This window comes from Polynucleobacter sp. SHI8 (assembly GCF_027944005.1).
Classification (GTDB): domain Bacteria; phylum Pseudomonadota; class Gammaproteobacteria; order Burkholderiales; family Burkholderiaceae; genus Polynucleobacter.
In genome coordinates this window covers 2,405,758-2,425,423 of the sequence record NZ_AP027204.1, presented here as the reverse complement: position 1 = coordinate 2,425,423, position 19,666 = coordinate 2,405,758, and the positions used below count along the sequence as shown (strand labels likewise).

The following is a 19,666-nucleotide window of genomic DNA, read 5'->3' as shown; positions in this document are numbered from 1 at the left end:
ATGGAAGCATGGGCATCATTTAAAGAAAACTTACCTCATCAATCGTTTCCATTCACTAAACGAAATTGGGGAAGTCCTCTGCACTCCGTATGTTCATATCAGGCTAAGATGAAACCATCATTAGCTCACCATTTGATTGAAACTTTCTCTAAACCTGGAGATATAGTTTTAGATCCATTTAGTGGGTCTGGAACAATACCCTTCGAAGCCTCATTATTGGGTAGACAAGGATATGGATTGGACATTGCGCTACTTGGCTCTGCACTGTCAAATGCAAAGTTAATGAGAGCTTCTGTTGAAGGAGTCAACAAAATTCTCCAAGATTTGGAGGATTGGATAAGAAATTCTGAGGTTTCAGAAGATGTGATTGCAGAAGCGGATGAAATTAAATTTAATGGTCCGCTCAAAGAGTATTTTCACACTGATACTTATTCCGAGATACTAAAGGCAAGATCCTTTTTTTTAAATACAAAGAATGATTCGGCAGAATGGTATCTAGTAATGGCATGCATGCTTCATATATTGCATGGAAATCGACCTTATGCATTAAGCCGAAATAGCCATCCGATAACACCATATGCGCCAACTGGCGAATTTATTTACAAATCAGTTTTAGAAAAACTAAGTGTTAAAGTATTTAAAAGCTTAGCGGTAGAGTTACCCTCAACCTTCGTCCAAGGTAAATGTTTTCAAGCCGATATTACAAATCAATGGCCAGAGGAACTGTCGAATATCGACGCTATCATTACATCTCCCCCGTTCTTTGATTCAACCCGGTTTTATATAACAAATTGGATGCGTTATTGGTTTTGTGGATGGTCTAGATCCGACTTTGATACGGAATCAACAAACTTTATTGAGGTTACTCAAAAGAAGTCCCTAACCATCTACGAGCCGATTTTCGAGCAATTCGCTCAACGACTAAAACCAAATGGCCTAGCAATCTTGCATTTAGGATTCAGTAAAAAATGTGACATGGCGAAAGAACTTGCAATCCTAGCGAAAGAAAAATTTAAAATTCTCGACGCATATACCGAGTCGGTTGAACATTGCGAAAGCCACGGAATTCGAGACAAAGGCTCCGTAACGGGGCATCAATATTTAATTCTGCAAAATAAGTAAGAGTTATTTTTATAAAATTCTTAGGTATACGAAAATTGCCAAAGCAATGTAGTTTTTACTTATACGCGCATTCGTATACCTTTTTAGATTTTATTCTTATTTCACCTTAGTAAAGCACAATGCCTTTCGTAAGCCGCAACTAAATCAATCGGTGCTCCGTTGTAGCACCTATCAAGCGTTTTTTGCAATGCTTTAACAACCAGTTCCGCAGCAATTTTTCCATCTCGTTCTTTAGTCATTTCTGGGCGCATTAAGAAATTATTGAAGAACCAATCTAAATTACGGACAAGAGCATTAACGACATCCATATTTGGAGTCGGATTTTGAAGTTCATAAATACTTATGCCTGTAATCTGACTTAATTTCGCTAACACTGTTGGATCTTTGTAAAATTCATTCGGAAATTTATCACTTTTCGAACTGTTACAAGACCCACAAAGCGCAGTAGCGGTTTCATCCAAAGGCCATAATAGTGCCAATGGTCTAGTGTGATCGAGATTCATATCTCGCGCTGTATGTAAAGGTTCTGAACAATTAAAACATTTACAATCAAATTTTCTCCAAATATAGTCTGTCAACTCACTCCCAGTTTTATGTTTAAAAGAAATTTGCTTACTATCTTGAAATAATTCAGAGATTAGCAATTCAAAATATCTTCTTCTGGCACCATCTTCCTTCATTTGAGCAGCTGTACGTTGGCGATTTAACAGCCAATTAACGCAGTATTTTTTACAAAATCGGCACTCCAATTGGAAACCGTATTCAAAAGTTTTCAACGCTCCAGTTTTCTTATTGCGAGGTCGAGCGAATGTTGAGTGCTTGCATGGTCTATTCGCAACGCAGTGATTTGAAAAGCTCAGCGTTGCTTGCTCATTCCCGACGTTTATCGGTAAGTATCGCCCACAACGATTACAAGACTTTAAAATGATTTCATGACCATTTTCATAGATTTGAATATTTTCCTGATTACTTGAAACCACTTCAAAAATCACTTCACCCTCGTGATTCCAAAAATGGGCTTCAGGTGAAATATCATAGAGCTTTTGAAGATAACTATCGCTATCACACTCGATCAAATCACCGCCAGAATGGCAACCAGGATTAACGGCAATCCCACAGCCAAAGTTCCAAAAATTTAGATACGTATTTTCTAACGCGGTTACGAGAAACCTAGCTACTCTTGCCCCTCCATCTCCCTGCCACATACTTCCAAATTTTGACCAATCTGGCGCACAAGGCGTAGTTAAGGTATATTTTGGAAATGGGGATTGAATTTCTACCAACACCTGATTATCTGTACAAAACCAACCCCCAAACGCTATCCATTGTCCAGGTATATGAGCAGGAATTTGAAACTCAAAATAGATACTGTCGCCTTTATCTAACTTAACATAATTTGATAAATCTGAATCCCATTCACCACCTGTAGTATCCGCATGTGAAGTCACGCCAGATGTGCGCGTCATTGGTCTCCTACGCCCCGAATAAATTGTCTTGCCAGGAAGTTTTGCCATTTTTGATTGCCCTTGAAAATATTACAATGGCAATAATGTTGACAGGTTTTTTACTAAAAGGCCACAATTTCATGATGCTTTTCTTTGAAACCAAGAAGTATGACTTCCTTTTTTCGAAATAAATTTTTTACATATTCGGCAGTTGTGTTTTTAAGTGTTTGTCACAACTACTAGCATTAGGGGATTTCATTGGTTTTAACTTTAAGTTGCTGCTTAGGGTACCGATCGAGCTTCTCCCCCCCATATTGGATCAAATTAAATTTTGGGTTTATTACTAGAATCAATTTGCTGTGTATCTTGAGCACCTCTCGCTTTTTCCATCTGCATCCTATAATTCAAAACCTCCATTTGGTGCTGCAACTTAACGATCTGTGCATGAAGTATTTCGTAGTAAGCCGCATTGGTTGTGGTTTGGGCTCTTATCATCAATTTGGACACCAAATTGGCGAGATTACCGATTTCCATTTCTATGCCGAAAACCATGGCATTGCTAACCGGATTGACAGTCGAAATATGAGGGTCTTCATTTACGGATGCCGTTGACGTTTCCACATTGAATTTAGATAGCTGGTGCGTGGAAACTTCCGTGCCAGTTTCGGTTGAAGCAGCAGCTACAACGCATAAAATCTTGGTGTCCGCTGGGCAAATCTGTACCTGCTGTATCTCTGACTGTATTCGCTTGAGTGGTGATTTCACATTACCGCCACTTGTATTGAGCGCCTTTCCACGATTGCTCAAGGTACGTTTGAAAGTTGTTTTCTTCTTGTATCGCTTGGCAAAATATGCCGCCCTCTCAAAAGTCAACTTTTCTAAGGTGGCCTTTGCCTGCATGTATTCTTCGGTGGTCATTTTTTGCGGCTGTTTAGATTTTTGGTGCTGTTTGACCAACTCCTGGTAATCAGCATCCGCTTGAAACAATGGTCCCTTGAGTCTTTTGGCTTTGCTGCTGCCAGGTAGTTTAATGGAAATGTAATCCTTGCCGATGCGAGTGACTTCGCCATAGTTGCCTTCCAAATGTGTGATAAGTTCATCACGGTTGGCAATCCTGCCGCTTACAATATGGCTGTGCAGCTCACTGGACAAGATGCGCTTAACTCGTCTGGATTTTTTACCTGCATCGGTCTTAGCTTCAAATTCATTAAGTGCAATTTTAAGCGGATCGGGTGTAACTTGATCATAGCCCAAAGCCTGATTCATGACCTGCGTGAATGCCTGAAAGTGTGCAATATTGCGTTTTCCCGGCGGATGAATATTAAGCTGTCTTCCAGACTGAATTTCGGTGCCGGCTACAACAAAATGCAATTCGAGATTGGATTTATCTCGGTGAGCGATCCAAGCATCTGCATAATTATCGTCCTCCTTCAATCCGGGTAAGAAGCTAGTCTTGAAAGCAGCCATGATGTTTTTAATCTGATCTTCGCTAGGGTGCTCATTGTCACGGAAGCTGATTGCACCACTGACGTATTTTTGCTTTCTATCCGTGCTATTGCAGACTAGTTGGAAAAGGCTGGGAGAGCCGTGGAGCCACTCTGGTGCTACGGCTCTGAGCTTTCCAGTGTGATCATTTTTTCCCATTAGGTAATTGATGGCGGATTTGGCATTGCCCGTGCCGGAATTAAACACACGTACCATCATGATTGCACCTGTGCACGGAGAGTGTTCTGGAATTGCTGATCCATGGCCGCAAGTCTGACTTCCACTTTGCAAAGTTCTTCTAACATGGCCATTGAAACATCATCGTCACGATTCAAGGCTCTAGCTATCTGATTGACGTTGTTGCCGATACGGGCTATTTCGGCAATGACTGCCTTGCTTGTATCTCGCTGTTGGCGATAATGCTCGATTGCAGCATTTCCACCATAGATGAGTTTGTTTCTGGCGTACTGTGCTAATGAATTGCCTTCAGCAAGTAGGGCTTGGGATACAAGTCCGTTATATTCACTAGGAGATAAACGGATCTCGAAGCGCATGGTGCGCAAATCTTGGTTTTGTTCTATGCCAGTTTGACCGGCTTTTTTCTTCTTTTGTGTCATGATGACCTCCTGTTATTTTTATTGTGTTTGAGGCTGAACCTCATTCCTTTCTCTTATTTCCTGCTATTTGATTTCAGCCGTGGTGTGCAAGGTTCACTCAAGGGGACTGGGGAGACACCCCAGATAATTCAATAAACCGGCAAGCAAATTTTTGCGACGGGTTATTGATTGACCTTGCTGTGTACCTCTTCACACATCATGGGTCTTGGTTATCTCTTAGGCTTTCGCGGTTGATTTGTTGCCGAACCAGTTGAGCCATGACTGCCAGAATCCGCGCCTAGAAATTTCTGACGTAACTCACGCACCAAAATTTGAGTACGTTCTTTTGAAGGCACTCGAATTCCGTGGATATACCAATGGAACTGTTCTGGATCGGGTGAGCAAATGGCTGGTCCGTTCTCACGGTGTAATTGACCATCGTAAAAATAGTAGCTTGTGCCATCGGATGTTTCCAAGGCTGGCCCATCTTCACAATGAAGCTGGCCGTCGGTGATTGAAATAGTTGTCCCGTCTGAGAACTGTAGTTTTTCTTGCATATTGATTTCCTCCTGTAGATATGTAGACAAACCTAATGGATTAAATTCAAATTGCAAGGCCTTCAGAGGGATGAAATACGTTATGCGGTATCCGACGGTAGAATTAGGATTTGGAACACTAAAGTCACAACTTTTTGATACGTATATGCTGTTCAATTTTCCTTAAAATTCAACCCCGAATTTTTGAAGATGTGGCTACCGCTAGTGCGGCAGCCTGTTTCATTTTATTAGTGCTGGCATTAAATCTTAAACAGCGTCAAAATGTGGCATTAAGTGTTCCAAACAAGTGGAACACCTGTTGGTAGCGTTTTTGTGATAAACACCTATATAAATCAATGACTTAGGTGTTTTGGTAGCCAGTCCGCCCCGGGCCACCAAGATTCAAAAAGAGAGCTTCTAGCTCTCTTTTTTCATTTCCACCCTAGATATTTGTCTTTAAGTTGAGCAATGGTTGCCTACCTAGATTCAGCGTTTGAATCTTGTTTAGAGTGCTAATCCTACAAGTGGGGATTGCGGATCCTGTTTGACCGTTCTTGCTATCTATCCCCGTGATCTGACCTAATTTTTAGTACCACTTCCAAAGAGAGGAATTTTTGATAATCTATCTCTAAAAGGAGTAAAAAATGCCTAAAGGTCAACGTATTAAACCGGAACAAATTGTGATGTTATTGCGTCAAGTCGAAGTTTTGACTGCCAACGGAAAAACACTAGCTCAGGCTTGTAAAGAGGTTGGTGTAGGTGAACAAAACTACTATCGCTGGCGCAAAATGTATGGCGGTATGGAAATCGATCAAGCCAAGAAATACAAAGAACTTGAACAGGAAAATGCCCGTTTAAAGAAACTGGTAGCTGACCTATCCCTGCGGGAGGTGATGCTCAAGGAAGTCATCAAGGGAAACTATTAAGCCCTGCTAGACGTAAGAATGCAGCGCAGATGCTCATGGATAAGTATCATATCTCTGAGCGATCTGCCTGTGGTTTAGTGGGGCTGTCTAGAACAACTTGGCGTCATTTGCCAATCCCTAGAGATGATGAAACGCCCATGAGGGCAGAAGTGATTCGTCTCGCTAGTACCTACGGTCGCTATGGTTATCGAACGATTGCTGGACTAATGAGGAATGCTGGTTGGCTCAGTGCGACATCGGCTAAAGTTGCTCGTATTTGGAGAGAGGAAGGTCTCAAAGTTCCACAAAAGCAGCCGCCAAGAGGTCGGCTATGGTTAAACGATGGAAGTTGCATGCGACTCAGAGCTACACATCCTAACCATGTCTGGAGTTATGACTTTGTGTTTATTAGAGATGCCTATGGCGGTAAGATAAGGATGCTCACGATGATTGATGAATTTAGTAGAAGATGTTTGACGATCCACTGCGCCCGAAGGATAGGCTCTATCCAAGTGATTGAACAGTTAGCTGATGCCATGGTCACTCATGGCATCCCTGAATATATTCGAAGTGACAATGGACCTGAGTTTATTGCCAAAGACCTTCGTAAGTGGCTGAGTGGTATTGGTGTCAAGACCGCCTATATTGAACCAGGTAGTCCCTGGGAAAATGGCTTTTGTGAAAGCTTTAACGGAACCTTCAGAGATAACTTACTTGATGGTGAACTCTTTTATAGCCTAAAAGAAGCAAGAGTTGTCGTTGGCGAGTGGGTCAAGCATTACAACCATGTCAGGCCTCATAGCTCTCTGGATTATCGACCACCAGCACCACAAACCCAAGTACCAAAGCTCATCCACCATCAACCAATCATGATCCAATGATAAGATATGAATACTCTCTTTAACCGTGGTACTAAACTGACATCAGTTCACTTATTACCCTCTGACTAAAGACCTCTGTCTTATTAAATGCCCTAAAAAGACGGTTTTGAGTGAGCGGATTATTCATCCCAGTGTCGAAAATACCGTTTTAAACGACAAATTAAATAGATCTTTGGTTAACCCGCTTAGATAATTCCTCGGAACTCTCTTTTCGCTCACTGTAGCGATCAGTTAAATAAGTTGAAACTGATCTAGTTAATAGAGTGAACTTAACCATTTCTTCCATCACATCAACCACTCGATCGTAATTGGCTGAAGGCTTCATGCGATTGTTGTCATCAAACTCTAAAAATGCTTTGGGTACGGAGGATTGATTTGGGATAGTAATCATTCTCATCCACCTGCCCAAAATTCTCATTTGATTCACAGCATTAAATGATTGCGAGCCACCACTGACTTGCAATAAAGCTAAAGTCTTGCCTTGTGAAGGTCTTACTGCACCAATACTGAGTGGAATCCAATCAATTTGAGATTTTATGAGTCCTGTCATTGCGCCATGACGCTCAGGACTACTCCAAACCATTCCTTCTGACCATTGCACGAGCTCCCTTAGTTCCACTACTTTGGGGTGTGTTTCTGGCGCATCGTCTACTTGCGGTAATCCCGAGGGATTAAAAAATCGTGTTTCACAACCCATCGCATTCAATATTCTTTCGGCTTCTTCTGCTAGAAGGCGACTAAATGATCTTTCCCTAAGTGAGCCATATAAAAGCAATATCTTCGGATGATGACTAACCAAAGAGTTAACTTGAATTTCATTAAGACTTGGCTTGTGAAAGAGTTCTTTATCGATATTGGGTAGGTCGGTCATAGATGAATATTAATTAAAAATAGTTTTATAACTTAATTTATCAATTAGACACGATATTTAATCCAAGTGAAATATATTTCCATATAATTGGAAATGTGAATAATACTAACGCCATCTCCGCATTCCTCGCTTTAGGGCAAGAAACCCGCCTTAATGTATTTCGCCTTATTGTTCAGCGGGGAGATACTGGTTTAACACCAAGCGGGATTATTGAAGCGTTAGGTATCCCAAATGCCACTCTAAGTTTTCACTTAAAGGATTTGGTTGATGCCGAATTGTTATTAGTAGAGCGTCAAGGACGAAATATGATCTACCGCCCTAACGCTGTACATGTTCAAAAATTAAGTGAGTTTTTATTAGACAACTGTTGTGGTGGTAAATCATGTATTCCTGTCAAACCCCTCAAGAAAGCCAAAGCCAAATGAAGCAATACAACATACTCTTTTTATGTACCCATAACTCGGCCCGTTCAATCTTGGGGGAAGCGCTAGCATCAACTCATCCTAGTGGAAAATTTGTTGGTTACTCAGCAGGTTCTACTCCCGGAACTTCAGTAAATCCATTTGCTGCAGAACTAACACAAGAAATGGGTTACGACCAAAGCAAGCTCAGAAGTAAAAATTGGGATAAGTATGGTTTATCTGACGCTCCAAAAATGGATTTCATCATTACTGTTTGTGACAATGCGGCTGGTGAGCAATGCCCATATTGGCCAGGAACCCCAGCGACTGCTCACTGGGGATTTCCTGACCCATCACAAGTTCAAGGAAATGATGAGGAAAAGAGAAGAGCATTTAGAGATGTCATGATTGGCTTAAAAAAGCGTATAGACATATTAGCAAATATGCCATTAGATACTTTAGATTCAATGAGCTTAAAAGAGATTCACACAAAAGTATGAGAAGTTATCTAGCCGAATTTGTTGGTACGGCGTTACTTCTAGCAATTGTTGCGGGCTCTGGATTCATGGGAGAAACTCTAGGGGCTGGAAATGCCGCAGTAGCTTTGCTTGGAAATAGCATCGCTACTGGCGCTGGACTCTATGTGCTGATTGTTTTGCTAGGGCCAATCTCAGGAGCTCATTTAAATCCAGTTGTCACATTGATGTTTTGGCGATTAGGCCATTTAGACATAAAAAAATTGTTAGGCTATTGGGCTTGTCAGTTTATGGGTGCCATCACTGGAATATTGCTGACACATATTATGTTTAGTCTTCCAATCATTCAAGAGTCAACTAAGGTTAGAACTGGATTGGGTATTTGGGCGAGTGAATTTATCTCAACCTTAGTATTGCTCTTAGTAATTCGCATTGGTGATAAAGAAGCAAAAGATCGAGTGCCTATGCTGGTTGCTTTAACTGTTACAGCTGGCTATTGGTTTACCTCGTCGACCTTTTTTGCCAATCCTGCAGTTGCTTTAGCGAGAAGTTTTACAAATACATTTGTTGGTATTGCCCCAAATGATGTCTTAGGATTTGTTATAGCAGAGACCATAGCGGCGCTAATGTTAATTGCTTTGATGAATAAATCAAACATAGAAAGTTAACCCTCAATGAATGAAGTAACGATTTACCATAATCCAGCATGTGGAACTTCAAGAAATACACTTAAGATTCTCGTTCAAGCAGGCATTAAGCCAACAGTTATTGAGTATTTAAAAACACCTCCAACCAAAGACCAACTAAAAGAACTAATTTCCCAAATGAAAATCTCAGTTAGGGATTTACTCCGGCAAAAAGGAACTCCATACGATGAACTTCATCTTGAATTACCAAAATGGAGCGATGACGATTTAATAAATTTCATGATGGATCATCCAATATTAATTAATCGTCCAATAGTAGTTACAAAGATTGGCATAAAACTCTGCCGACCTTCTGAAAAGGTTTTTGACATATTACCTGTTGGCAAGATTGATCCATTTACAAAAGAAGATGGTGAAGCTGTCATTGACTCCGGAAAGCGTGATATCAAATAATCTGTCCTTTAAAAAATATAATCCAATTAGACATCTCTGGGACAGTCGAAGTCCTTCAAAAAGACAAAATCATTTAAAAGGCATAAAATAGAAGTATGAGAAAGATTTGTATCGCCATTTGCTTTAGTCTATTATCCAGCTTAATTCATGCGGCAGGGATGCCTATCGATTTATCAGCGCATCTGCCAAATCATCAAGCTACAGTTACGGATAATTCAACCCATCATTGCGACGAAGTGGCAAGCAATTCTCAAGACACTAATACTAATCAGCAATGTCATAGCGATAGCTATCAGTGCTGTTTAGGATTGGTAGTTATTTCAATATTGGGCATTGAATTATCGGCCAATTCAACCCAAGTGCCACCTTCAATTGGCTCATCATTGGTTCTTCAGTCAATGATCAACGCCATCTACAAACCTCCAAAAGCCTAAGTTAATTTTGTAATTCGAATTAGTTTGATTTGTGACATCTAGTCACGCTTATATTTTGGAGAACCACAATGAACATGACTCATTACATGGAGTTATTGGCTGCTAATCAGCCTTGGAATTTAATTATTTTTATGGCTATACCGATTGTTTTAGCTGAGACTTTGGCTATTACCGAGTTATATCTACTCTTTACCCGCAAGTTTGAAGGAGCTGTTTATCATCTCAATCGCTTTGCTGGGATTGCTGTTGGTATTTACTTTGCGGGCATCATTTACTACATGATTACTAATGCAATTATTCCTATTACCAAAGCGGGTGAATGGAGAACGGTGATTGATGTAATAGCCGTCAGCACTTATGTGATCGCAGGTTTGCCATTAATCTGGATAGCATTACAAGAGTTAGGCATAGTCAATAAGGCTTTAGATCAAATGGGTAAGCTAAAAATCCATGCAACTTGCGTTGCACTGTTTTTAGTGTTTGGACATGTGGCAATGATTTCGGGAATGATTGATCCAGGTATTTTTGGATATAAAGCTCCACCTTCAATGGAGATGAATCATGAAATATCAGTAGATCATGCGGAACATATGAAGTAAGTATTTGACATCCCAGTCATTTGTCGTTTAAGACTTGGACAACTAAAAACAGACAATGCCCCACTATGTGGGGCATTGTCTTTTGCGATATTTATTTATCAAGGACTACTTGCTATGTGGTCAAACGAACAATTAAATGAATTTCTTTAACTTAGGATAAGAACATGAAATTAAATGTTATTAACGCAATATTTTTTGAGAATAAACACATAGTTAATCTAAGTTCTTAATTTTGAATTACAACTGGGAGAAATGTAATGAGTGATAACCACCAAGAGGCAAGCCGTCTTCATCAACAAGCTGCGAGCGATCACGAAATTGCTGCAAAGCACCACCATAAAGCCGCCGAGTGTCACGATAGGAATCAGGCAAGTGACGCTAAGGAAAATTCTAAGAGTGCTATGGATTGTTGCAACAGTGCACAAAAATCCTCAACTTCGGCATGTGGATGTTCAGCCAAAAACTAGACTTTTCGTTCAGTAAGTATTCTATTTTAATAGGATGGTCCAAATGTTCCTTAACAAAAAATTCTTTACACGAATCCTCATCTCCACTTTGGGTCTTGGAGTTTTATTTTCTAGTTCGTTGTTTGCTCAGCCAGCGCCCCAAGACAATACTAAAGCCCAAAAAGAACGTATTGATATAACTGAGTTTGATAAAAAATCTACTTTAGTGCAAGAAAACTTCAAAAAGATGCAAGAGCAAATAGATATTATGCGTGTTACTAAGGATCCTCAAGTTAGGCAAAAGCTGATTGAGGAACATTGGACAACGATGCAAGCAAATAACAATTTAATGGGTGGTATGTGGGGTCGTGGAATGATGGGCTGTTGTGGTGGATCAGGATATTGGATGAATGGAGGTCATATGATGGGTTGGGGTGGAATGGGAGGCTATTACTCTAAGCTGACTTCGGAAGAGTTAAAGCAGCGTCAATACATGACAGATCAATATATGAATATGCAGCAAAACATGATGAATCAAATGATGCAGCAAAACTATATGATGATAAATCCTGGGCGCTAGTTGTCAGCGTTCATAACTTTAGTCCAGGCTGCAACAAAATCATTAACAAACTTTTCTTTGTTATCGTCCTGGGCATAAAACTCTGAGTAAGCACGAAGCACGGAGTTAGAGCCAAATACTAAGTCCACTCTAGTGGCTGTCCATTTGGTTTTACCTGTGACTCGATGAATCATGTCATAGCTATTGCGACCAGTTGATTCCCATGTGTAGTTCATGTCGGTCAAGTTAACAAAAAAATCATTACTTAAGACTCCTACTTTGTTTGTAAACACCCCATGTTTTGTTCCGTTATGATTTGTTCCTAGTACTCTCATTCCACCTATCAAGGCCGTCATCTCTAAAGCGGAAAGCCCCATCAACTGCGACCGGTCTAATAATAGTTCTTCAGGTGTAACTACATAGTTATCTTTTAACCAATTGCGAAAACCATCTGCCAGAGGTTCTAATACCTCAAAGGAATTAACATCTGTCATTTTTTGTGAAGCATCGCCTCGCCCTGAAGTAAATGGCACCTTAACATTAAAGCCACCAGCTTTAGCTGCTTGTTCAATACCAATATTACCAGCCAGCACAATGATGTCTGCAACACTCGCGCCAGATTTTTTAGAAATCATTTCGTATATAGAAAGGACTTTTGATAAGCGCTTTGGCTCATTTCCAGCCCAATCTTTTTGGGGCGCTAAACGAATTCGAGAGCCATTAGCACCACCTCGTTTATCAGAGGCGCGGAACGTGCGAGCACTATCCCACGCTGTAGTAATCATCTCACTATTTGATAAACCACTAGCTTTAATATTGGACTTTACTAAATTAATATTATATTTTTTGCGGTATGTTGGAATTGGGTCTTGCCAGATTAAAATTTCTTTTGGAACATCTGGACCAAAGTATCGTGCTTTGGGGCCCATGTCGCGGTGAGTGAGTTTGAACCAAGCACGAGCAAAGGTATCAGAGAAGTAGGCCAGATCTTTATAGAACTTTTCAGAAATTTTTCTATACTCTGGATCCATCTTCATTGCGATATCAGCATCAGTCATCATTGGCATAGTACGTATCGAAGAATCTTCCACATCAACAGGTTTATCTTTTTCTTTGATGTTGATCGGCCGATATTGCCATGCACCTGCAGGGCTCTTGGTTAGTTCCCAATCGTAATTAAGCAACATGTGGAAGTAGCCGTTATCCCATTGTGTGGGATTCGTCGTCCAGGCACCTTCAATGCCGCTAGTAACCATATTACGACCAATACCTCTAGTCTTGTGGTTCAACCAGCCAAGTCCTTGTTCTTCAATTGGCGCAGCCTCAGGTGCTGGCCCTAAATGATCCGTATTACCATTACCATGGGCTTTACCTATCGTATGTCCACCAGCAGTTAAGGCAACTGTTTCTTCGTCGTTCATAGCCATTCGAGCAAAAGTAACACGAATATCTTGTGCTGTTTTTAATGGGTTAGGTTTACCATCTACACCCTCTGGGTTGACATAAATTAAACCCATCATTACGGCGGCCAATGGGTTAGCTAAATCACGCTCTCCTGAGTAGCGACTTCCCTCTCCCCCACTTTTTTGGAGCCACTCTTTTTCTGAACCCCAATAGATATCTTTTTCAGGATGCCAAATATCTTCGCGACCAAATGAGAAGCCGAAAGTTTTTAACCCCATAGACTCATAGGAAAGTGTGCCAGCCAGAATCATGAGATCTGCCCAACTAATTTTATTGCCGTATTTCTTTTTGATTGGCCATAAGAGCCGACGCGCCTTGTCCAGATTTGTGTTATCTGGCCAAGAATTGATTGGAGCAAACCGTTGATTACCAGTGCCTGCACCACCTCTTCCATCGGCAATTCGATAAGTGCCAGCGGAGTGCCAAGCCATACGAATCATTAGGCCACCATAGTGACCCCCAATCAGCCGGCCACCAATTTTGACTCGTAGTCAGTAATTTTTTGATATCTTTTTTGAGTGCATTTACATCTAATTTTTTTAATTCTTTTCGATAGTTAAATGTTGGTCCTAGGGGGTTTGTCTTCGTATCGTGCTGGTGAAGAATATCCAAATTAAGTGATTTTGGCCACCAAGCCATTGGCGTGTTACTTGATTCAGTATTTGCTCCGTGAGCAATGGGGCAAGTTTTATCGGTTGTCATGTTAGTTTCTCATTCAATTAATTTTATTTAAATAATTGCTTCAACAGGTGCAGGTTTTCAAATAAATATGCACTTTTTTCTGTTGAATCACTCAAGCCTCTTCTAAAAAATTACGGGTAAAAATTCGTGACTTCCCTACAATATTAACAACAATTAATTTTTTACTATGTTTGATAACAGACACTCAACAATACTGCTTATCTTTATGATGAATATCTAATACAAACATCTTTGTGTGGAGCTTCTTACTCAATCAATATTTATGCGGAGAATTTTTATGAATGAAAAAAAAGTATCATAACGAAAGCATCTTCTACTGGAGCCGATCAATTGATTTGTGAATTTAAAGCACTTATATCTGATGCCGAGGATTTGATTCAGGCAACTGAGGGGCATTTGGATGGTGCGCTCGGAGCGATTCGTTCAAAAGCCCTAGAAACCCTTGCAGAGGTAAAAGAAAAGGTTGCAGATTATGAAGGTATCTTGACAGATAAAGCCAAAGCAGTGGCTGAAGGCGCAGATAATTTTGTACATCGTAACCCTTGGGAAGCGGTAGGTGTTGCCGCGGGATTAGGTTTATTAATTGGCATATTCATGCGTCGCCGATAACGCACATGTCTCAAGAAAATTTATTATCTGCGATTAAGAATCTTGTATCTACAGGGGCGTCTATTGCGCAAACACGCTTAGAGTTAATTTCGGTTGACATACTTATAGCTAGAAGAAAATTTATAAACCAACTCGTATTAATTGTGAGTGCTTTGTTCTTTTTATTCCTTGGCCTGGCCATGTTGGCACTGTTCATCGTTATCTACAGTTGGGAGTCTGATCGCATCCTCGTTTTAGGGATACTTACTGGTTGTAGTCTATCTATCGGGCTACTCTTGGCCTTATTAACCATGCAATCTTTACGTACGATGCCTAATTTATTTGAGGCATCTATAGCCGAGCTTGCAAAAGACCGTGAAGTGCTCTCAAAATGACTGGTTACCTAAAGGACTTGAAGCTTCGCCGGCGAGAGCTTCAAGCTCAGTCTAATCGAGAGAGGAAAGAGTTCGGGGATCACTTCGAGGCCTTTAAAAAGCCAATCTCTTGGGCTGATAAAGGGCTTGATGCCCTTCATTTTTTAAAGAACAGTCCGCTACTCTGGACTACGGCATTCACAGCACTTGTTCATTACAAGCCTAAGATGGCTTCTAAAGTACTCGTGGTGGGACAAAATGTTATCAAGTTTATTAAAAGCCTTTAAAAAGTGTTTTAAAACCGATGTCACTTAAGTACTAAAGGTAGATTACTCGAACACGTAGAGATAATTAGCTAAAACGAAATTAAAGCAGAAGGGTATTTCTAGCATTTGTTTGATCAAAATCAAACAAGCACTCATTATTATTTTTTAATAGGTACAAATTTATTCTACAGAGCATACCTAAAATACATTCTGCGATGTATAGCATGTGCTTGGTCGTGAATGTAGCGCCCAAGAAAAAGCCAATGTCCTCTCGTGTGGCCGATTCCACCATCGGACATAAAAAACCTAAATCGCATTCGGGGGATTTATTCGTCGTTACCTTAAAATGAATGAAATAAACTTTGGAGTTTTTAATGCTTATAGTAACTTCTATGATTGCCGCCGTATTAACAACTATTTTTATTAAACTTTCTTTTGCTGTTATCAAGCTAAGAAGAAAGAATCAAGTTGGCTTAGGAAGTGGTGGTTTTGAAGATTTAGAGAGAGCTATTCGAGCCCAAGGCAACTTTGCTGAGTATGTTCCTTTTGGCATTATCTTGATCGCTTGCCTTGAGTTAAATGGTGCGCCTTGGTGGTTGGTTGCTATCACTGGTATCACTCTCATTGTTGGTAGACTGATTCATGCTCAAGGAATTAATCAGCCACCGCCAGACTTCAGTAAACGGGTCTTGGGAATGAAATTCACTTTTTACACACTGATATCCCTAGTAGTTCTTAATTTGGGATGGTCTTTGTATCGGTTGGTTGATTAGACGCCATCTTTCAATAGCAAGTAGCGATATTGTCATAGGCTACAAAAAATTTTGATTACCCCAAAAAGTTATAGGCTTTATGAAACAACAATATACATAATCGCCTCATAAGAATAATGTTAAAGTAATAAAAATATTAAAAAAATCCAATCCAACAATTTTCGGTTTGGAAATAGATAAATAATGAAGGAGACACATTGAAACTCAGTTGTGGAATGCGCATGCTATTTTGCTGCCATGTAAAACATTGGCAAAAGTTTTTTCTATGCATGTTGATGGTATTGAGTGGGCCTATTAGTGCACAAGAGTACCCCAATAGACCTGTTCGTATTTTTGGTCATGGCCCTGGGAGTACCGCTGATTATTTGTCGCGCGTTATCGCGCAAAAGCTATCTGAAAAATGGGGTCAACCGGTGATTGTTGATAATCGTGCAGGTGCTGGCGGCACTGTGCCGGCTGATATAGTTGCCAAAGCTCCCGCAGATGGATATAGCTTATTGATGGGGCATGCAGGACCTATGGTGAGCGCCGTTGTTTTATACCCTAACCTTCCTTATGATCCTGTAAAAGATTTAGCTGGAGTGTCCATGGTTGCAACTGGCGTAACTGTGATGATGGTGCATCCAAGTATTCCAGCCAATACAGTTGCTGAATTTATTCAATATGCCAAAAAAAGAAATGACCTCAATTTCTCATCAGCTGGCAATGGCACGATTAGTCATTTAACTGGAGAGTTATTTAAACAAGTGACAGGCGTCAATATGATGCATATCCCTTATAAGAGTGCTGGCGCAGGCTTAACGGCTCTACTCGCCAACGAAACTCAAGTTTCGTTTTTGTCTCCAGTGACTGCAGCTGCACAGTTAAAAACGGGAAAATTAAAAGCATTAGTTGTTTCAACTAACGATCGATTTCCCGGCTTACCAGAAGTCCCGAGTGCATCAGAAGCAGGACTGACGGGAATGGATGCTAAATTGTGGTTTGGACTTTTTACCGCAGCAAAAACCCCTAAAGCAGTCATTCAAAAATTGAATCAAGACATTACAGAAATCCTACGTCGTCCAGATGTAAAAGAACTATTCTTGAAACAGGGTATTCAAGCATCCGCTTCAACACCTGAGTCTTTAGAAGATTTTGTGAAAACAGAAATCAAACGTTGGACTCCTATTATCAAAAACGCAAATATACAGGCTGACTAAAATGACACAAACCACAAACGAACAGACAAAAGATCCACGTATTGAATCGGCTATTTCGCATTGGGCACCACGTTTTGTCGCTAATGGCGTGCCGATGACAGATTTCTTAGAAGTTACTGCAAGCTTGGAACATTGGGATAATTGGTGTCAGGCCTGGTCACAAAGAGCCGCTATCCATGAAGGCCTAGGACATGAAGCATTTAATGACGGTTTTGAATATTCAGCGAGTCAACATTGGACACGTGCGGCCGTTTGTTATCACTTTGGTAAATTTTTATTTGTGAACGATTTGGAGCAGATGCGCCTAGCAAATATGAAAGCTGTTGAATGCCGCAATTTAGCATTACCTCATTTAAAGCCACCTGGCGAAAGAGTCGCTATTCCATACCAAGGTAAATTTTTATATGGCAATTTAAGAAAACCACTAGGTGTCTCAAATCCCCCGATTGTTGTGATGTGTATGGGGCTAGATTCAGCAAAAGAAGAAATGGACGATTATGAAAATCGTTTCTTAGTTCGTGGTTTAGCTACTCTCGCATTTGATGGCCCAGGTCAGGGAGAGGGTGAATATGATTTTCCACTGTGCCCTGAGTTTGAAGAGCCTGTAGGGGCTGTATGTGATTATTTAGAAACCAGGTCAGATATTGATCAAAACCGAATTGGGATTTGGGGAGTTTCCTTAGGAGGTCATTTAGCTCCAAGAGCAGCTTGTTTTGAAAAAAGAATTAAAGCCTGCGTAGCTCTATCGGGTGCATATCAGCGCTCAGCAAGTTTTGAGGGTAGACCTGTAATCAATGTTGAGGCATTTCGTGTTCGGACAAAAAGCGCCAATCTTGAAGAAGCAGGAAAAGTTGCACTGCGGATGTCATTAAAAGGTATTGCTAAAAATATTACTTGTCCAATTTATATTGTTGCTGGGGATAAGGATCGGTTGACACCAGTAGAGCAAGCAAAGCAATTAGCTGCGGAAGTTTCAGGACCATGCGTACTATCCATCATTCCGGGTGGTAATCATGTGGTGAATAATCTTTGGTATAGATATCGCGATCAAACAGCAGACTGGATGTCACGACAGTTATATGCTGTCTAGGGCATTTTTTTCCTAAAAGAGTATGTAATGTCCTGAGGGTTAAATACGCTTAACAGGCTTAAGAAATACCTTTTTCAATCGTCAAACAAGAGTAAAGTGGACTTATGTTCAAAACTTTACTGGCACTTCCTCGAACCGTTTGGTTGATTGGGTTTATAAGTCTGGTTAACGACTCGGCCAGCGAGATGCTCTATCCTTTAATGCCCTTGTACTTGGTATCAGTTTTAATGGTAGGGCCTAAAGTACTTGGTGTTATTGAAGGTATAGCCGAAGCGTCTTCAAGTATCTTTAAACTAGTTTCAGGGGTCATTGTCGATCGAACCAAGAAAGCTAAGCCTTGGATTGTGTTGGGTTACACACTTGCTGGACTTGGCAGACCTCTAATCGCTTTTGCTAATTCGTGGTTCATGATTCTAGCCATTCGTTTCACAGATCGAATGGGCAAGGGGCTGAGGAGCTCGCCACGCGATGCGCTTTTAGCCGAGAGCGTGCAGGCAAATCAACGAGGCATAACATATGGCTTACATCGTTCAATGGATAATGCCGGGGCAGTCATTGGCCCACTGTTGGCGGCTATGTTTTTATCGATGGGTGTTCCACTTAAAGATATATTTCTCTGGGCAATTGTTCCTGCGATTATCGCCATTACTCTCGCTTTTTTTATTAAGGAACCACCAAGGGAAGTTGCGCCACAAGCCAGCAGATTTAGTTGGTCACTCGAAGGGATGCCAATTCAATTTAAAAGATATTTAGTTGTAGTCGGCATTTTTACTTTAGGGAATTCATCGGACATGTTCTTATTGCTAAGAGCTAGAGAAGCGGGTGTTCCTCAAGAACAAATCCCCCTCATGTGGGCGGCCACATCATTGATCACAACTCTTTTGGGAACTCCTTTATCGGCACTATCTGATACCTTTGGTCGCAAGCGGTGTATTTTGATTGCATGGATTGCCTTTGCCTCATTCTATATCGCTATGGGATTACCGGAAATTTCTGTCTATCAAATATTTGGTCTATTTGGTATTTATGGCTTATTCAAAGCTGCAACAGAAGGAGTTGAAAAAGCTTTTGTTGCAGATATGGCTCCCCAAGGGTCGGCAGGAACAGCCTTCGGTTGGTTTAATCTGATCACCGGACTTATGCTCTTTCCCGCTTCGTTTATTTTTGGTTGGGTATATGAATCAATTTCACCATTTTATGCATTCTTGTTTTCCGGAAGTTGTGCAATACTTGCCATCATATTAATGGTTTTTTGGATTGATAGAATAGAAGCTAAAGATTCTATGAAATCAAATTAAATGATGTAAATACATTAAATAAGTGTTTCTCGATATTCCATAAAATCTAGAATAGA

The 19,666-nt window shown here is 40.6% G+C and carries 22 protein-coding genes and 1 pseudogene; 17 read left to right on the top strand and 6 right to left on the bottom strand.

Annotated elements, in window-relative coordinates; genetic code table 11:
• Entirely contained in the window at positions 1 to 1,122 is a 1,122-nt protein-coding gene (locus tag QMN06_RS12180) for a DNA methyltransferase (RefSeq protein ID WP_281970393.1), read from the top strand.
• A 101-nt stretch (positions 1,123 to 1,223) separates the two neighbouring features.
• On the opposite strand, the gene QMN06_RS12175 is transcribed toward QMN06_RS12180, so the two are convergent.
• The 4 genes from QMN06_RS12175 to QMN06_RS12160 form a co-directional block, all read right to left on the bottom strand.
• Complete coding sequence (locus QMN06_RS12175; protein WP_281970392.1) at positions 1,224 to 2,588, bottom strand: hypothetical protein; 1,365 nt, start codon at positions 2,586 to 2,588, stop codon at positions 1,224 to 1,226.
• Positions 2,589 to 2,891: 303 nt separating this feature from the next.
• Positions 2,892 to 4,271, bottom strand: a complete 1,380-nt coding sequence (locus QMN06_RS12170; protein WP_281970391.1) for a relaxase/mobilization nuclease domain-containing protein — start codon at positions 4,269 to 4,271, stop codon at positions 2,892 to 2,894.
• A complete protein-coding gene (mobC, locus tag QMN06_RS12165) occupies positions 4,268 to 4,606 on the bottom strand; it encodes a plasmid mobilization relaxosome protein MobC (protein ID WP_281970390.1) in 339 nt (112 codons plus the stop codon). Before mobC ends, QMN06_RS12170 begins: the two co-directional genes overlap by 4 nt.
• A gap of 272 nt (positions 4,607 to 4,878) precedes the next feature.
• Positions 4,879 to 5,205 (bottom strand): hypothetical protein, encoded by a 327-nt coding sequence (locus tag QMN06_RS12160; protein WP_281970389.1) that lies wholly within the window; start codon positions 5,203 to 5,205, stop codon positions 4,879 to 4,881.
• Between the two features lie 623 nt (positions 5,206 to 5,828).
• Between QMN06_RS12160 and QMN06_RS12155 the strand changes: the two genes are divergently transcribed.
• Positions 5,829 to 6,970, top strand: a protein-coding gene (locus QMN06_RS12155; protein ID WP_281970388.1) for an IS3 family transposase whose coding sequence is annotated in 2 segments (ribosomal slippage) — positions 5,829 to 6,093 and positions 6,093 to 6,970 — 1,143 coding nt in all. Because the reading frame shifts where the segments join, the coding sequence is not laid out codon by codon here.
• 160 nt (positions 6,971 to 7,130) lie between these two features.
• Here QMN06_RS12155 and arsH read toward each other — a convergent pair.
• Positions 7,131 to 7,841 carry an arsenical resistance protein ArsH gene (gene arsH / locus QMN06_RS12150; RefSeq protein ID WP_281970387.1) on the bottom strand — a complete coding sequence of 237 codons (711 nt, stop codon included), beginning with the start codon at positions 7,839 to 7,841 and terminating at the stop codon, positions 7,131 to 7,133.
• A gap of 95 nt (positions 7,842 to 7,936) precedes the next feature.
• Here arsH and QMN06_RS12145 point away from each other — a divergent pair, with 95 nt between their 5' ends.
• From QMN06_RS12145 to QMN06_RS12110, 8 genes are all read left to right on the top strand, one after another.
• Entirely contained in the window at positions 7,937 to 8,266 is a 330-nt protein-coding gene (locus QMN06_RS12145) for a metalloregulator ArsR/SmtB family transcription factor (RefSeq protein ID WP_281970386.1), read from the top strand.
• Complete coding sequence (locus QMN06_RS12140; RefSeq protein WP_281970385.1) at positions 8,224 to 8,742, top strand: arsenate reductase ArsC; 519 nt, start codon at positions 8,224 to 8,226, stop codon at positions 8,740 to 8,742. Before QMN06_RS12145 ends, QMN06_RS12140 begins: the two co-directional genes overlap by 43 nt.
• On the top strand, positions 8,739 to 9,386 hold the full coding sequence (locus QMN06_RS12135) for an MIP/aquaporin family protein (protein WP_281970384.1): 648 nt from the start codon (positions 8,739 to 8,741) through the stop codon (positions 9,384 to 9,386). The genes QMN06_RS12140 and QMN06_RS12135 overlap by 4 nt, the downstream gene beginning before the upstream one ends.
• Positions 9,387 to 9,392: 6 nt before the next feature.
• Positions 9,393 to 9,818 (top strand): arsenate reductase (glutaredoxin), encoded by a 426-nt coding sequence (gene arsC / locus QMN06_RS12130; protein ID WP_281970383.1) that lies wholly within the window; start codon positions 9,393 to 9,395, stop codon positions 9,816 to 9,818.
• A gap of 95 nt (positions 9,819 to 9,913) precedes the next feature.
• A complete protein-coding gene (locus tag QMN06_RS12125; protein WP_281970382.1) occupies positions 9,914 to 10,252 on the top strand; it encodes a hypothetical protein in 339 nt (112 codons plus the stop codon).
• A gap of 68 nt (positions 10,253 to 10,320) precedes the next feature.
• On the top strand, positions 10,321 to 10,851 hold the full coding sequence (locus QMN06_RS12120) for a DUF6803 family protein (protein ID WP_281970381.1): 531 nt from the start codon (positions 10,321 to 10,323) through the stop codon (positions 10,849 to 10,851).
• 257 nt (positions 10,852 to 11,108) lie between these two features.
• Positions 11,109 to 11,318 carry a hypothetical protein gene (locus tag QMN06_RS12115; RefSeq protein WP_281970380.1) on the top strand — a complete coding sequence of 70 codons (210 nt, stop codon included), beginning with the start codon at positions 11,109 to 11,111 and terminating at the stop codon, positions 11,316 to 11,318.
• Positions 11,319 to 11,361: 43 nt separating this feature from the next.
• Positions 11,362 to 11,877, top strand: a complete 516-nt coding sequence (locus tag QMN06_RS12110; protein ID WP_281970379.1) for a hypothetical protein — start codon at positions 11,362 to 11,364, stop codon at positions 11,875 to 11,877.
• On the opposite strand, the pseudogene katG reads toward QMN06_RS12110, so the two are convergent.
• Positions 11,874 to 14,022: pseudogene (gene katG / locus QMN06_RS12105) on the bottom strand (catalase/peroxidase HPI). The gene QMN06_RS12110 and the pseudogene katG overlap by 4 nt on opposite strands.
• 330 nt (positions 14,023 to 14,352) lie before the next feature.
• On the opposite strand from katG, the gene QMN06_RS12100 reads away from it, so the two are divergent.
• The 7 genes from QMN06_RS12100 to QMN06_RS12070 all read left to right on the top strand — a co-directional run bounded on the left by QMN06_RS12100 (position 14,353) and on the right by QMN06_RS12070 (position 19,610).
• Positions 14,353 to 14,631: a DUF883 family protein gene (locus QMN06_RS12100; RefSeq protein ID WP_281970378.1), complete on the top strand. Its 279-nt coding sequence runs from the start codon at positions 14,353 to 14,355 to the stop codon at positions 14,629 to 14,631.
• A gap of 5 nt (positions 14,632 to 14,636) precedes the next feature.
• Positions 14,637 to 15,005, top strand: coding sequence for a phage holin family protein (locus QMN06_RS12095; protein ID WP_281970377.1), 369 nt, complete (start codon positions 14,637 to 14,639; stop codon positions 15,003 to 15,005).
• A complete protein-coding gene (locus QMN06_RS12090; protein WP_281970376.1) occupies positions 15,002 to 15,271 on the top strand; it encodes a YqjK-like family protein in 270 nt (89 codons plus the stop codon). Before QMN06_RS12095 ends, QMN06_RS12090 begins: the two co-directional genes overlap by 4 nt.
• A 353-nt stretch (positions 15,272 to 15,624) precedes the next feature.
• Positions 15,625 to 16,023, top strand: coding sequence for an MAPEG family protein (locus QMN06_RS12085; protein ID WP_281970375.1), 399 nt, complete (start codon positions 15,625 to 15,627; stop codon positions 16,021 to 16,023).
• Positions 16,024 to 16,220: 197 nt separating this feature from the next.
• A complete protein-coding gene (locus QMN06_RS12080) occupies positions 16,221 to 17,222 on the top strand; it encodes a tripartite tricarboxylate transporter substrate binding protein (protein ID WP_281970374.1) in 1,002 nt (333 codons plus the stop codon).
• A 1-nt stretch (position 17,223) separates the two neighbouring features.
• Positions 17,224 to 18,312 carry an alpha/beta hydrolase gene (locus tag QMN06_RS12075; protein ID WP_281970373.1) on the top strand — a complete coding sequence of 363 codons (1,089 nt, stop codon included), beginning with the start codon at positions 17,224 to 17,226 and terminating at the stop codon, positions 18,310 to 18,312.
• A gap of 104 nt (positions 18,313 to 18,416) precedes the next feature.
• Positions 18,417 to 19,610, top strand: a complete 1,194-nt coding sequence (locus QMN06_RS12070) for an MFS transporter (protein WP_281970372.1) — start codon at positions 18,417 to 18,419, stop codon at positions 19,608 to 19,610.
• Positions 19,611 to 19,666 lie beyond the last annotated feature (56 nt).

Coding starts and splice junctions, on each gene's coding strand:
- QMN06_RS12180 (WP_281970393.1), top strand. CDS start 1: ATGGAAGCATGGGCATCATTTAAAGAAAACTTACCTCATCAATCGTTT.
- QMN06_RS12175 (WP_281970392.1), bottom strand. CDS start 2,588: ATGACGCGCACATCTGGCGTGACTTCACATGCGGATACTACAGGTGGT.
- QMN06_RS12170 (WP_281970391.1), bottom strand. CDS start 4,271: ATGATGGTACGTGTGTTTAATTCCGGCACGGGCAATGCCAAATCCGCC.
- mobC (WP_281970390.1), bottom strand. CDS start 4,606: ATGCGCTTCGAGATCCGTTTATCTCCTAGTGAATATAACGGACTTGTA.
- QMN06_RS12160 (WP_281970389.1), bottom strand. CDS start 5,205: ATGCAAGAAAAACTACAGTTCTCAGACGGGACAACTATTTCAATCACC.
- arsH (WP_281970387.1), bottom strand. CDS start 7,841: ATGACCGACCTACCCAATATCGATAAAGAACTCTTTCACAAGCCAAGT.
- QMN06_RS12140 (WP_281970385.1), top strand. CDS start 8,224: ATGTATTCCTGTCAAACCCCTCAAGAAAGCCAAAGCCAAATGAAGCAA.
- QMN06_RS12135 (WP_281970384.1), top strand. CDS start 8,739: ATGAGAAGTTATCTAGCCGAATTTGTTGGTACGGCGTTACTTCTAGCA.
- arsC (WP_281970383.1), top strand. CDS start 9,393: ATGAATGAAGTAACGATTTACCATAATCCAGCATGTGGAACTTCAAGA.
- QMN06_RS12125 (WP_281970382.1), top strand. CDS start 9,914: ATGAGAAAGATTTGTATCGCCATTTGCTTTAGTCTATTATCCAGCTTA.
- QMN06_RS12120 (WP_281970381.1), top strand. CDS start 10,321: ATGAACATGACTCATTACATGGAGTTATTGGCTGCTAATCAGCCTTGG.
- QMN06_RS12115 (WP_281970380.1), top strand. CDS start 11,109: ATGAGTGATAACCACCAAGAGGCAAGCCGTCTTCATCAACAAGCTGCG.
- QMN06_RS12110 (WP_281970379.1), top strand. CDS start 11,362: ATGTTCCTTAACAAAAAATTCTTTACACGAATCCTCATCTCCACTTTG.
- QMN06_RS12095 (WP_281970377.1), top strand. CDS start 14,637: ATGTCTCAAGAAAATTTATTATCTGCGATTAAGAATCTTGTATCTACA.
- QMN06_RS12090 (WP_281970376.1), top strand. CDS start 15,002: ATGACTGGTTACCTAAAGGACTTGAAGCTTCGCCGGCGAGAGCTTCAA.
- QMN06_RS12085 (WP_281970375.1), top strand. CDS start 15,625: ATGCTTATAGTAACTTCTATGATTGCCGCCGTATTAACAACTATTTTT.
- QMN06_RS12075 (WP_281970373.1), top strand. CDS start 17,224: ATGACACAAACCACAAACGAACAGACAAAAGATCCACGTATTGAATCG.
- QMN06_RS12070 (WP_281970372.1), top strand. CDS start 18,417: ATGTTCAAAACTTTACTGGCACTTCCTCGAACCGTTTGGTTGATTGGG.